The sequence below is a fragment of the Flavobacterium sp. RSP46 genome (assembly GCF_003984825.1).
Classification (GTDB): Bacteria; Bacteroidota; Bacteroidia; order Flavobacteriales; family Flavobacteriaceae; genus Flavobacterium.
Genome location: NZ_RYDM01000010.1, coordinates 34,299 through 47,261 on the forward strand (window position 1 = coordinate 34,299; position 12,963 = coordinate 47,261).

Sequence of the window (12,963 nt, forward strand, 5' to 3'; positions counted from 1 at the left end):
GTACAAAATATGTCAAAATTAAACGTTAGTCAAAAATTAATCCAATCGCATCTTTTACATGGTGAAATGATTGCGGGTCAAGAAATTGGAATCCGGATAGATCAGGCATTATTACAAGATGCAACTGGAACATTAGTCCAATTAGAATTAGAAGCCATGGGTCTAAAAAAAGCCAAAACAGAAGTTGCGGTTCAATATGTGGATCACAATCTTTTACAAACGGATTCTAAAAATGCCGATGACCATTTATTTTTACTTTCGGCGTCACAAAGATTTGGTCTTTGGTACAGTCGTCCCGGAAATGGCGTAAGTCATCCGGTGCACATGGAACGTTTTGGCAAACCCGGAAAAACACTCGTTGGGTCCGATAGTCATTCTTGTGCTGCAGGGTCTTTGGGCATGCTGGCCATTGGAACCGGTGGTTTAGATGTTGCAGCTGCAATTGCAGGTCAACCTTATTTTGTCAAAATGCCAAAAGTAATGGGTGTAGAACTCAGCGGTAAACTACCCGATTGGGTTAGTGCCAAAGATGTCATTCTAGAAATGCTAAGACGCTATGATGTAAAAGGCGGAGTGGGAAAAATTATAGAATATTATGGTGAAGGATTGAAAAATCTGAGCGTGATGGACCGCCATGTAATTGCCAATATGGGTGCTGAATTAGGTGCTACAACAACTGTATTCCCCAGTGATGATGAAACCAAACGGTTTTTAATTTCCCAAAATCGGGAATCTGACTGGACGGAATTAATTGCCGATTCAGGAGCAACTTATGATGAATATGCAGCAATCAATTTGGGCGATTTAGTTCCTTTGATTGCCCTGCCTACAAGTCCTGGAAATGTAGTTCCTGTGAGCGAAGTTGCCGGAAAAGAAATTGGTCAAGTCGTAATAGGCTCTTCTGCAAATCCTGGATTACGAGATTTTTGGATTGCCGGAGTGATCGTAAAAGACAAAACAATCAACAGTGCAGTTTCATTTGATGTCAATCCTACTTCGAGACAAACAATTCAAAACATGCTAAAGAATTTTACTTTTGCAAATTTGATTACTGCTGGTGCTCGTTTTCATCAATCAGGTTGTATGGGTTGTATAGGAATGGGGCAAGCTCCCGCTACCGGAACAATCAGTTTAAGAACCATGCCTCGAAATTTCCCAAGTCGTTCTGGAACAGAAGATGATCAGGTTTATTTGTGTAGTCCCGAAACGGCTGCTTCATCTGCCCTGACAGGAAAAATCACAGATCCTAGAGATATGGAAAAAATCTATGGCATGAAATATCCTAAATTTGAGAATCCTGAAGTAGAAATTATCAATACTGATATGCTCGTGGCTCCCCTAAAAGATGGATCAGGAGTTGAATTACATAAAGGTCCAAATATCAAATCGATTCCTGAAATTGAAGCTTTACAACAAGACTATCGAATTCCTATTTTATTAAAAATGGGCGATAATGTATCTACAGATGAAATTTTGAAAGCTGGAGCCGATGTACTTCCCTTAAGAAGTAATATTCCTGAAATCAGTAAATATGCTTTTAGTGTGATCGATCCTAGTTTTTATGACCGAGCCATGAAATCTAAAAAAGAATTTGGTGGACATATCGTTATTGCAAAAGAAAATTATGCCCAAGGTTCCAGTCGGGAACATGCCGCTCTTGCTCCTAAATATTTGGGACAAGTGGCTGTTATTGCCCAAAGTTATGCCCGTATTGCTTGGCAAAATTTAGTCAATTTTGGAATTGTGCCTTTAGAATTTATAAACGTTTCTGATTATGACAAAATGGAACAGGGAGATTTGATCCGTTTTAAAAACCTCCGTGAAGATGTTGTCAATAGAAATAATATAAAAGTAGTGATCGAAAAAGGGGACGGAAGCACTTTAGAATTTGAAACCAAACACAGTTTAAGTGATCGTCAAATTAACGTACTTGCAAAAGGGGGAATCATAAATGATTTCAGAACCAAACTATAAATTAGTTTTAAAAAAGAAAACAGGAAACAAAACTTCATTAGCTAATGGCTAATAGAGTTTTTATTAAACAAAAAAAAATGAAAACGAAACAAATCGTATTAGCATCAAGACCTAATGGAATTCCAACATTGAATGATTTTAGATCTGAAAATATAGAATTAAACGATCTAAAAAAAGGAGAAGTCCTTTTAAAAGGATTGTATTATTCCGTAGATCCCTATATGCGCGGTCGAATGAATGAAGGAAAATCGTATGTACCTCAATTTGAATTAGACCAACCTATAGAGGGCGGAGTTTTGGCTACTGTAGTAGAATCAAAATCCGATCTTTTCAAAACAGGAGATACTGTTCTGGGCGCTTTGCCTTGGAGCGAACAAATGATTGCCTCTGAAAAAGGCCTGCAAAAAATTGAATCAACAGTAGAATCCCTAACATATTATTTAGGAATACTGGGAATGACAGGACTTACCGCTTATTTTGGTCTAATGCAAATTGGAAAACCAAAAGCGGGAGAAACCGTTGTGGTATCAGGAGCCGCAGGAGCCGTTGGGATAGTAGTAGGCCAACTTGCAAAAATCCAAGGTGCTCGTGTAATAGGAATTGCCGGTTCTGATGAAAAAGTAAAAATGCTAAAAGAAGAATTTGGCTATGACGAAGTCGTCAATTACAAAACAAATACCAATATGAAATCCACAATTGCTAAATTATGTCCAAACGGTGTGGATGTTTATTTTGACAATGTAGGTGGCAGTATTTCTGATGCGGTTATCGAAAACCTGAATTTTCATTCCAGAATTGCTTTGTGTGGACAAATTTCCCTATACAACAGCACCGAAATACCAATGGGACCCCGAATCCAACCCATGTTATTAACCCGAAGTGTATTAATGCAGGGTTTTATTATCAATAATTTTCAAAAAGACTTTCCAGAAGGAATTGCACACTTATCAAAATGGGTCAATGAAGGAAAATTGAAGTTTACAGAAACTATAGTAGAAGGTTTTGATCAATTACCTACAGCGCTACTTGGTTTATTTAAAGGAGAAAACAATGGAAAAATGATTGTGAAAAGATAATTTATCCGAGTCAAATAAATAGAAAATAGCCGGTACTTATAATTAAGTACCGGCTATTTGTTTTATAATTAACCCCAACCATTGAATCAACAAAGTCTCTACCGCTAACTGTTGTTTGCTATTTATTGTAATCAATCAGCATTTCCTCATGTCCAAAGGATAAGGAACAATTACAATATTGTATTCACAATTTATATAACCACTCCATTTATTCCTGTTAAAGAAATTAGTAAGATTAGGAATTTCAACGCTAAATTCTTTTATTTGAAAAATATTAAACAACCAAATCCAATCTACACGGAATGAAATCTTATACAATCCAAGAAATTAATGCGATTCTTAATGGCGTAATTATAGGGAATACTACCCAAAACATTACTGCTCCTGAACAATTAGAAATGGCTACCGCTTCCGAAATTTCATTCATTGGAAACAAAAAATACGAAAAATTATGGTTTACTTCCAATGCTTGTGCGGCAGTTGTCAATGAAGATATTGCTATAGAACCCGGAGAAAATAGAGCTTTCATAAAAGTTAAAAATGCTGATTTAGCGATGTCTCAGGTACTAGAACTATTTGCTCCACCAACACCAGTATTTACTATTGACATTCATCCCAGTGCTGTGATTGATCCAACTGCCTCTATTTGCACTGGTGCCCGAATTGGTGCTGGCTGTTATATAGGACCTAATGTCATAATTGGAGACAACTCCACTGTATATCCTAATGTGACCATTCTAGATGAATGTACGATTGGTAAAAACACAGTAATCTGGTCAGGAACGGTTATCAGAGAACGATGTCACATTGGCAATGATTGTATTTTGCATCCTAATGCGACTATAGGTGCGGATGGTTTTGGTTTTCGGCCTGACCCACAAAGAGGTTTGGTCAAAATTCCGCAAATTGGAAATGTAATTATTGGTAATAGTGTCGAAATTGGCGCTAATACCTGTGTGGACAGAGGCAAATTCAGTTCAACCATTTTAGGTGACGGCTGTAAAATTGATAATCTAGTCCAAATTGGGCATAACAGCAAACTAGGTAAGTTTTGTATTATGGCTGGAAACAGTGGATTAGCAGGCTCTGTAACATTAGGAAATGGCGTAATCATTGGCGGAAGCGCTTCTATAAAGGATCACACCACCATAGGCGATGGTGCGATTGTAGGTGCCGGTTCCGGTGTAACAGGAGATATTCCTGCAGGAAAAACCATGCTAGGGTATCCGGCCGTTGAAGCTCGTGATGCACTCAAACAATGGGCAATTTTAAAAAGACTTGTAAATGAATCCAAACATAAATAACCTTTTTTTTATTAAATTCATAAAAAAGCAGGAGGTAACTTCTGTTTTTTTGTTTTTAAATCAAAAAAATATTCCGTTTTCTTTCTAAACCAATAAAATTTATTTAGTTGAATTTTGTATTTTAGCCCAAAATTATTTTTAACATTCTTTCATCATGGATTTAAACTTCAACAAAAACGAAGACCACAATAAACTTTTACTTTCCGCATTGCGACAAAAATTAAGCATAGTTAAATTAGGCGGCGGTGAAAAACGCATTCAAAAATTACATGGTGAAGGCAAAATGACCGCTCGTGAACGTATTGATTATTTATTGGATCCAAAAGCGAAATGCATTGAAATTGGAGCATTTGTTGGTGAAGGAATGTATGCAGAACACGGTGGATGCCCATCAGGTGGTGTCGTGGTAAAAATAGGGTACATCAGAGGCAAACAATGTATTGTTGTAGCCAATGATGCTACCGTAAAAGCGGGAGCCTGGTTTCCTATAACGGCCAAGAAAAACTTACGGGCACAGGAAATTGCTATGGAAAACCGACTGCCAATTATTTATTTAGTAGATAGCGCCGGAGTATATTTGCCTTTGCAAGATGAAATTTTCCCGGACAAAGAACATTTTGGACGTATTTTTAGAAATAATGCCCAAATGAGCAGCATGGGAATTACCCAAATTGCTGCTGTAATGGGAAGTTGCGTCGCCGGTGGAGCTTATTTACCCATCATGAGTGACGAAGCTTTGATTGTCGAAAAAACAGGAAGTATTTTCTTGGCAGGAAGTTATCTTGTCAAAGCTGCTATTGGCGAAAGTATTGATAATGAAACTCTGGGCGGAGCAACTACCCATTGTGAAATTTCCGGTGTGACCGACTATAAAGCCAAAGACGATAAAGATGCATTGGATAAAATAAAAAATATAGTTGATAAAATAGGTGATTTTGATAAAGCTGGTTTCAGCCGAATTAAATCCCAAAAACCAGCATTAGACGAAAAAGAAATCTACGGTGTTTTGCCAAAAGCCAGAAATGAGCAGTATGACATGATGGAAATCATCAATCGTTTAGTAGACAATTCAGAATTTGAAGCTTATAAAGACGGCTATGGCCAAACTATTATCACTGGTTATGCCAGAATAGATGGTTGGGCAGTGGGAATTGTTGCCAACCAACGAAAAGTGGTAAAAACTAAAAATGGTGAAATGCAGTTTGGTGGCGTAATCTACTCCGATAGTGCAGATAAAGCCACCCGTTTTATTGCCAATTGCAACCAGAAAAAAATCCCATTGATCTTTGTTCAAGATGTTACTGGATTTATGGTAGGATCTAAATCAGAACATGGAGGAATTATAAAAGACGGTGCCAAAATGGTAAATGCGGTATCCAATTCCGTTGTACCAAAATTCACTGTAATTGTAGGAAATTCATATGGTGCTGGAAATTATGCCATGTGCGGAAAAGCGTATGATCCAAGATTAATATTCGCCTGGCCAAGTGCGGAATTAGCCGTTATGGGCGGAACCCAAGCTGCAAAAGTGCTGGCTCAAATTGAAGCCTCTTCGCTTAAAGCAAAAGGAGAACTCGTAGATGAAATAAAAGAAAAAGAATTATTTGATAAAATAAAAGCCAGATATGACGAGCAAGTTTCGCCTTATTATGCCGCATCACGATTATGGACAGATGCTATTATTGATCCCTTAGACACCCGAACTTGGATCTCTATGGGAATAGAAGCGGCTAACCACTCGCCTATTGATAAAAAATTTAACTTAGGGATTATTCAAGTTTAACTCCTAATTTACTGGAACTTATATTTATTATTTTGTACATATATAATTGCCTTTATTCAAAGGATTGGTAGTTATAGCATTAGCCCCTTTGCGATATAACGTGCTGAAAATCTAAACCAAATTCATTTTAATTATTTAATATACTTACTTACGCTGCACTTATAAATTAAGACGGCATTATTAGTGGTTTATTCTCAACAGCTGAAATTCTATTTTTTTAAACAAAAAAACAATCAAAGTTTAGTTTTCTTTAACAATTATAATTTATTATATTAAAATTCAGTAACTTAGTACTAAATATTTAAAACTATAGTATTATGAATAGCGTAAAAAATTTAAACAAATGGGCGAATACGCACACTTATTTAACCGTGGATTTGGTACGAATAACACTTGGTGTATTTTTGTTTATGAAAGGAATCTCTTTTATAACGAACATCCAATATTTAAATGATCTAATATCTCCAATTGACAGGATTGGTGGCGGAATGTTCCTTATCCACTATATTGCTCCAGCACACATGGTAGGTGGTATAATGATTGCTTTTGGTTTACTGACAAGATGGGCTATAATAACACAACTTCCCATATTGGTAGGTGCTACTATAATAAATTTTATGGGAGCAATGCATTCTCAAAATTTACTATTGGCATTGCTAATATTAGGAGCTTGCATATTTTTCTTATTCTACGGAAGCGGGAAAAATTCAGCTGATTATTATTTTAAAATGCAGCAATAATTTAATAAAAAACATTCCTAATTTTGATCAGAATCATTTTTCAGATAATAAAAAAACGCTTGTAACAGGATTTATATAATCGGTTACAAGCGTTTTTTCTTTTTTTATGATTGATTTTTTAATGGAGGTTCAATAAACCTACTTTAGGCTTAACTAGAGTCCTTTTAAGTAACTCTGGTAGATTGCATTTTTCTAATATTAATTTAAATATTCTTTTTAAATTGACTGTGAAAATTGCTATTTCACCTGTACAGTTTAAACCGGAATGGTTCTGGATTTATATTTAAAAAACATGTTGTAACGCAAACCTTCCACTACATCAACATCCGAAACGCTACAAATTGTTTTAAGAAGCAAATACTCTAACATACAAACGGGACTTTCTGCCATACGTCCATTATTGGTGCAGTATTTATTTAACAATTTGTCATAAATTAAGGAAAATCTATTAAATCATTGATCTTTTTCAAAAAATTATTCTTTGGAATAATTAAATCATAGACAAAGAATGTTCATTGAAATGTGTTGATTACTGTTGTAGTAACATCTAAAAAAACTCTTATAATTAGAACTAAACATACCAAAAAAGAGGATAAATCCTAAGATTTACCCTCTTTTTATTTATCGATTTATTCGGAAAAAGACTTTTTCAGCGCCCTCGTTTAGGCGGATGTTTTTTTATTAAAAACAATTTAAATACTTTCTGTAATTTCTTTTCGCTTTATTTTTCCGTTTTGTGTTTCAGCGAATTTTGCAACAAACAAAACCTCTTTTGGTTTTTCATACTTATCCAAAACATCAAAAACAGTTTCAGCTATAATTTGTTGTTCCCCTTCAATAATCAATACTAATTTTTCTCCTAAAACAAGATCTTGTTTTGCAGTGACAAAAAATCTGGAATGAATCATAGTAGCTAATTTTTCCTCGATTTGCTCTGGAATTAATTTAATTCCTCCGCTGTTTATGATGTTGTCAATTCGACCTAAAAAAATAAATTGGTTCTCATTGATCAATTCTACTATATCATTAGTAACAATTGCTTCGCTTGAAATTTTAGGTGCATTAATAACCAGACAATCTCTGTCGTCTTTAGCTATTTTTATATTAGGTAATACTGAAAAAGCCACCTCACCTATTTCCTTTGCCGCAATATGCGTGATGGTTTCCGTCATTCCATAGGTCTCATACACTTTGGTTTTCAATTTACAAAGTCCTTTTTCAAGAGTTTTATTCATTTTAGCGCCGCCAACAATCATTTTTTTGACATTCTTCAACATTGTCAATGAATTTTGAGCCTGTAAAGGCACCATGGCAACAAAATCATATTTAGTTTCATTGTTTAACAAAGGATGTGAACTTGGCGCAACAAAATCAATATCAAGACCCAGGATAAAACTTCTTACAAACATCATTTTTCCGGCTATATATTTAGTTGGCAAACAATGTAAAGCTTTATTACCTGGTTGCAAATCAAAAAAATCACCGGTTGCAATGGCTGAATTTACCATGGCTTGTTTTTCTATTCGAATCACTTTTGGGATTCCAGTGGTGCCTGATGTATTCAATTCTAGATAGGATTTGTTGTCAAACCAATCTAGGATAAAATCACCCACAGCTTTTTCATATTCTTCCCCTTCTTTGATAAAACTATACGCTACTCTGCATAAATCGTTTCGATTTAGATGATAACCATTCATTTTAAATAGATTATGAACATTTTGATACGTAATTGTATTGACCATGATTGCGTTTTTTTTTTATAAATTATTGAAACTGTTCTTTTACTAAATTTTTCCAGTTAATTTTTCTTTCCAATTTGTCCAGTTGTATTTTCTACTAAAGATAAATAAAAGTATCGGGTAAATAAAAACAACCGGCACAATAACATCTAATCCCGCAGATGGATCCGAAATATCCTTAAAAACAGAATGTGTCTGAAAGGCAGACCAATCCGAAGTGACCAGCAATGCACCCACTAAATTATTAGCTGCGTGAAATCCCAATGCGAGTTCCATACCCTCATCCATCAAGGTAATCATTCCAAGAAACAATCCGGTTCCTATATAATATACTAAAATAATAGGACCAATCTTAGCTACTTCAGGGTTAAACCAATGCATTCCCCCAAAAATAACAGAAGTCATCAGCAACGGAAACCACTTGTTTTTAGCAAGGTTCGCAAATCCCTGCATCAAATAGCCTCTGAAAATATATTCTTCAGAACTAGTTTGTATTGGAATTAAAACAATACCGATGAGAACCAAAATAGCAAATGGAACAGGCTTAAAATTGATCACAAAATCACTTGGACTATAAAAATAAAATAACAATGTGGATACAACAGTAAATGCCGCCCAAATTAAAAAGGAAAATACGATTCTCTTCCAGTCTACTTTAACCCGTGAAGTAGTTACCGAAAGTAGCGTTTGATGATGCAAATAACGCACAACCAAAATAATACTTCCCATGAGAACCACAAATGAAATCAGGACTAAAAATAAGGTTAAATTGGGCTCAAAAAACTGCATTACGGCTTCATTATTTGAAGGATAAGGTTTTCCTTTAACTGTTGTTTCATAAATTAAAAGAATTATAAGTGGCAACTGACCCAAAGTTGAAGCAAAAATAAATATAAATGATCCCTTAATATATTTCCAAAACGTATTCTCTGATTTTAAACCCTGCGCTATAAACATCTATTTTAATTTAATTTTATACTTGATTAGTTTCACAAACGTTATTTTTGTTACCACTAATCTAATGCTTTTAATAATTATTTAAAAACGACTAAATATGATACAAATATACCATAATTCACGTTGTGGAAAATCTAGAAATTGCCTCGCATTTGTAGAAAAATCTGAAAAAGAGTTTGAAGTAATCAATTATCTGACAAGTCCGCCCACTTTTGAGCAATTGTCTGCAATTATAAAGAAACTAAATATAGCACCAATAGCATTGGTTCGTCAAAAAGAAAAAATTTGGATTGAAAATTTCAAAGGAACAACGATGAATGAGGAACAAATCATTCAAGCTATGCTATCAAATCCAATTCTGATAGAAAGACCCCTGGTTATCATAGGAAATAAAGCAATAATAGGAAGAGATTTAGAAAAAGTAGAGGCCTTTATTTCCTAAAATTCTTATTTTTTTAATTAACATTTTTTTATGATTTGTACTATTAAACCATCTCTTACTTTTACAATCTAACGACTGTAACCAAAGTTTTTTTAAAATGAAAAAAATGAAATCTGTTTTAATTCTAGTGCTTTTCTTTACTACACTATTTAGTTTTGCCCAACAAGCTCCCACCCAAAAAATTAAAATTTCCGGTAAAGTAATAGAAAAAATCAGCAAACAACCCTTAGAATATGCTACTATAACATTCCTGAATCCTAACAATCCAAAACCGGTTGCCGGAGGAATAACAAATCCAAAAGGAGAATTTGATATAGAAGTTATTCCAGGTGTTTACGATATTAATATTGAATTTATTTCTTTCAAAGTAAATGAAATTAAGCAAAAAAACCTTCAGGTTAACACCAGTTTAGGATTGATTAGTTTAGAGGAAGATGCGAATCAATTGAATGAGGTTATTATTCGATCTGAAAAAACTACTGTCGAAATCAAATTAGATAAAAAAGTATACAACGTAGGAAATGACCTGATGGTAAAAGGTGGAACTGTAAGCGATGTGTTAGACAACATTCCTTCTGTAGCGGTAGATATTGAAGGGAATATAAGTCTTCGTGGAAACGATAATGTACGAGTTCTTATTGATGGCAGACCCTCAAATGCCATAAATATCGCGGAAGCCTTGCGATTGATTCCTGCGGATGCCATTGAAAAAGTAGAAGTGATCACTAACCCATCAGCACGATACGATGCGGAAGGTGGTGGTGGATTATTAAATATCATTTTGAAAAAAGGAAAAAACCGAGGTTTAAACGGAACATTTATTGGCTCGGCAGGTTATCCTGAAAATAATGGTTTGAGTGGTACATTAAATTATAAATCTGACAACTTTAATCTTTTCACTACTCAAGGATACAACAAGCGGAACAGTCCAGGAAACGCTCTTACAAATACCAATTATTTAAATGCGGACAACACTATCAACAATATTGTAAATGAAACCCGAGAAAATGACCGATTTAGTAAAGGGTACAATGGAAATTTTGGAATAGAATTGTTTTTAAACGAGACCACCGCATGGACCAATACATTCAATTACCGAAAAAATAACGGAGATAATCGGGATAATGTTTTTCAGAATTATTTTGAAGCAGACAATACTTTTGATTACACTCGCAACCGAATCAATTTAGAAAACAGTGATAGTGAAAATGTAGAATTTGCAACTAATTTTACTAAAAAATTCAAAAAAGAAGGACATAAATTAACCCTTGACGGTTCCTTTTCAACTAGTAAAGACCTCGAAATAGCAGTAATTACGGATAGAGCTACCAATACCGCTAAGGTAAAATTTGACAACACCCTCAACAACCAAAGTCAAAGTCGAAATTTACTACAGATGGATTATGTGTTGCCTATTGGCGAAGGAGGTCAGTTTGAGGCTGGATATCGTGGTGATTTTTCAGAATTACTCACGGATTATCAAGTTAAAAATGACGGCCTAATCAATAAAAACTTCACCAATACATTAGAATATAAGGAGAAAGTGAATGCTGTTTACACCCAATATGGAATGAAAATAAATAAATTTTCTGTCTTAGTAGGATTGCGTTTTGAGGATTCTAATATTAATATCAATCAATTGGCAACTAATGATTTTAATACTAAAAAATACAATAACTTTTTCCCAAGCGCCTTCTTTACTTATGAAATCTCCGATAAAAGCAGCGCTTCGGTAAGCTACAGCCGAAGAATACAAAGACCAAGAGGACGAATGTTGAATCCATTCAGCAACTTGTCTAGTAATATCAATATTTTTGTGGGAAATCCAGATTTAGATCCTGCTTTTTCAGATGCTATTGATTTTGGTTATATCAAAAGATGGGATAAACTTACCTTTAATACATCCCTATATGTAAATAAAACAACAGATGTTTTTCAATTTGCAAGAAGAGAATCCGGAGATTTCGTTAACGGCATACCAATAACAATCAGTTCACCAATTAATTTAGCTACAGAATATAGAGCAGGTTTTGAATTCACGTTAAATTATTCTCCGTACAAATGGTGGAAATTAAACGGGAATTTCAATTTCTTCAGAAACGAAACACAAGGAGATTTTGTTTATACTGATTTCAACAACAAAATAATTACACAAAATTTTGACAATATCGCAACATCATGGTTCACCAGAATCACCTCAAAAGTTTCGTTGCCGTACAAAATTGACTGGCAAACGAATGCGACTTATAATGGTGCAGAAAAAAGTGCTCAAGGAAATCGTCTAGGTGTTTTTAGTGCAAACTTAGCATTCAGTAAAGATATCATGAAAGACAAAGGAACGCTTTCGTTTAATATCAGCGATGTATTCAATTCCAGAAAAAGAATGATGGAAACAAACCTTCCCGGATTTGCAAACTCCTACGGTGAGATGCAATGGAGAGTCAGACAGTTTAGTTTGTCATTCACATATCGTTTTAACAAACCAAAAAACGAAAAAGAAAAACAGCCTAAAAAATTGCAAAATGATAACGAAGGAGATTATCAAGGATAATAAAGTAAGGACTCATGAAAATGGGTCTTTTTTTTTTATAAATTCATCAGAGCTAATAAAATTGAAAAGTAAAAGCATAAAAAAAGGACTCCTTTTCAGAAGTCCTTTTTTTATTTAACAAACAGATTATACTGATTGTTCTTTCTTTGCTTTTCTTTCTTTATACATTTCCCATAAAGCACCGCCAATCCAATATTGAACGAAACCTACAAGAAAAAACATTAACCAAAATCCTATAGTAAGGATGGTTAAGAAAAGTAAAAAGCCTAAATACTGTGAAAATTCAAACATGTTTTCCGGAATTTTTGAATGTAGCCACAAATGTAAGTTTAATTCCTTTTCGTACCAATAAAAAACCATAAAAACTATCAATCAATTTTTATAAAAAAGGAATTAT

At 34.4% G+C, this 12,963-nt stretch carries 10 protein-coding genes and 1 pseudogene; 7 read left to right on the top strand and 4 right to left on the bottom strand.

Features of this window, described 5'->3' with window-relative positions; all coding sequences use genetic code 11:
• Positions 1 to 9: 9 nt before the first annotated feature.
• From EKM01_RS13670 to EKM01_RS13690, 5 genes are all read left to right on the top strand, one after another.
• On the top strand, positions 10 to 1,974 hold the full coding sequence (locus EKM01_RS13670) for an aconitate hydratase (RefSeq protein ID WP_126768663.1): 1,965 nt from the start codon (positions 10 to 12) through the stop codon (positions 1,972 to 1,974).
• A 77-nt stretch (positions 1,975 to 2,051) separates the two neighbouring features.
• The gene (locus tag EKM01_RS13675; protein WP_126463350.1) at positions 2,052 to 3,050 is read left to right on the top strand and encodes an NADP-dependent oxidoreductase; all 999 of its coding nucleotides are present in this window, start codon (positions 2,052 to 2,054) and stop codon (positions 3,048 to 3,050) included.
• 302 nt (positions 3,051 to 3,352) lie between these two features.
• Positions 3,353 to 4,354 carry a UDP-3-O-(3-hydroxymyristoyl)glucosamine N-acyltransferase gene (gene lpxD, locus EKM01_RS13680; RefSeq protein ID WP_126463352.1) on the top strand — a complete coding sequence of 334 codons (1,002 nt, stop codon included), beginning with the start codon at positions 3,353 to 3,355 and terminating at the stop codon, positions 4,352 to 4,354.
• 154 nt (positions 4,355 to 4,508) lie between these two features.
• Positions 4,509 to 6,137, top strand: a complete 1,629-nt coding sequence (locus EKM01_RS13685; protein ID WP_126463354.1) for an acyl-CoA carboxylase subunit beta — start codon at positions 4,509 to 4,511, stop codon at positions 6,135 to 6,137.
• Between the two features lie 317 nt (positions 6,138 to 6,454).
• Positions 6,455 to 6,877 (top strand): DoxX family protein, encoded by a 423-nt coding sequence (locus EKM01_RS13690; protein WP_126463356.1) that lies wholly within the window; start codon positions 6,455 to 6,457, stop codon positions 6,875 to 6,877.
• Between the two features lie 279 nt (positions 6,878 to 7,156).
• On the opposite strand, the pseudogene EKM01_RS14875 reads toward EKM01_RS13690, so the two are convergent.
• From EKM01_RS14875 to EKM01_RS13700, 3 genes and pseudogenes are all read right to left on the bottom strand, one after another.
• Positions 7,157 to 7,368: pseudogene (locus EKM01_RS14875) on the bottom strand (IS5/IS1182 family transposase); the annotation flags it as partial.
• Between the two features lie 201 nt (positions 7,369 to 7,569).
• Positions 7,570 to 8,619, bottom strand: a complete 1,050-nt coding sequence (locus EKM01_RS13695) for an AMP-binding protein (RefSeq protein WP_126740615.1) — start codon at positions 8,617 to 8,619, stop codon at positions 7,570 to 7,572.
• A 42-nt stretch (positions 8,620 to 8,661) separates the two neighbouring features.
• Positions 8,662 to 9,573: a CPBP family intramembrane glutamic endopeptidase gene (locus EKM01_RS13700; RefSeq protein ID WP_126768664.1), complete on the bottom strand. Its 912-nt coding sequence runs from the start codon at positions 9,571 to 9,573 to the stop codon at positions 8,662 to 8,664.
• Positions 9,574 to 9,670: 97 nt separating this feature from the next.
• Between EKM01_RS13700 and EKM01_RS13705 the strand changes: the two genes are divergently transcribed.
• On the top strand, positions 9,671 to 10,015 hold the full coding sequence (locus tag EKM01_RS13705) for an ArsC/Spx/MgsR family protein (RefSeq protein WP_126768665.1): 345 nt from the start codon (positions 9,671 to 9,673) through the stop codon (positions 10,013 to 10,015).
• Between the two features lie 97 nt (positions 10,016 to 10,112).
• On the top strand, positions 10,113 to 12,566 hold the full coding sequence (locus EKM01_RS13710; RefSeq protein ID WP_126463364.1) for an outer membrane beta-barrel family protein: 2,454 nt from the start codon (positions 10,113 to 10,115) through the stop codon (positions 12,564 to 12,566).
• 126 nt (positions 12,567 to 12,692) lie between these two features.
• On the opposite strand, the gene EKM01_RS13715 is transcribed toward EKM01_RS13710, so the two are convergent.
• Positions 12,693 to 12,857, bottom strand: a complete 165-nt coding sequence (locus EKM01_RS13715) for a hypothetical protein (RefSeq protein WP_091170588.1) — start codon at positions 12,855 to 12,857, stop codon at positions 12,693 to 12,695.
• Positions 12,858 to 12,963: the final 106 nt, after the last annotated feature.

Excerpts from the sequence above, each read along its gene's own strand:
- EKM01_RS13690 (WP_126463356.1), top strand. The coding sequence starts at position 6,455 with ATGAATAGCGTAAAAAATTTAAACAAATGGGCGAATACGCACACTTAT.
- EKM01_RS13700 (WP_126768664.1), bottom strand. The coding sequence starts at position 9,573 with ATGTTTATAGCGCAGGGTTTAAAATCAGAGAATACGTTTTGGAAATAT.
- lpxD (WP_126463352.1), top strand. The coding sequence starts at position 3,353 with ATGAAATCTTATACAATCCAAGAAATTAATGCGATTCTTAATGGCGTA.
- EKM01_RS13685 (WP_126463354.1), top strand. The coding sequence starts at position 4,509 with ATGGATTTAAACTTCAACAAAAACGAAGACCACAATAAACTTTTACTT.
- EKM01_RS13710 (WP_126463364.1), top strand. The coding sequence starts at position 10,113 with ATGAAAAAAATGAAATCTGTTTTAATTCTAGTGCTTTTCTTTACTACA.
- EKM01_RS13695 (WP_126740615.1), bottom strand. The coding sequence starts at position 8,619 with ATGGTCAATACAATTACGTATCAAAATGTTCATAATCTATTTAAAATG.
- EKM01_RS13715 (WP_091170588.1), bottom strand. The coding sequence starts at position 12,857 with ATGTTTGAATTTTCACAGTATTTAGGCTTTTTACTTTTCTTAACCATC.
- EKM01_RS13675 (WP_126463350.1), top strand. The coding sequence starts at position 2,052 with ATGAAAACGAAACAAATCGTATTAGCATCAAGACCTAATGGAATTCCA.
- EKM01_RS13705 (WP_126768665.1), top strand. The coding sequence starts at position 9,671 with ATGATACAAATATACCATAATTCACGTTGTGGAAAATCTAGAAATTGC.
- EKM01_RS13670 (WP_126768663.1), top strand. The coding sequence starts at position 10 with ATGTCAAAATTAAACGTTAGTCAAAAATTAATCCAATCGCATCTTTTA.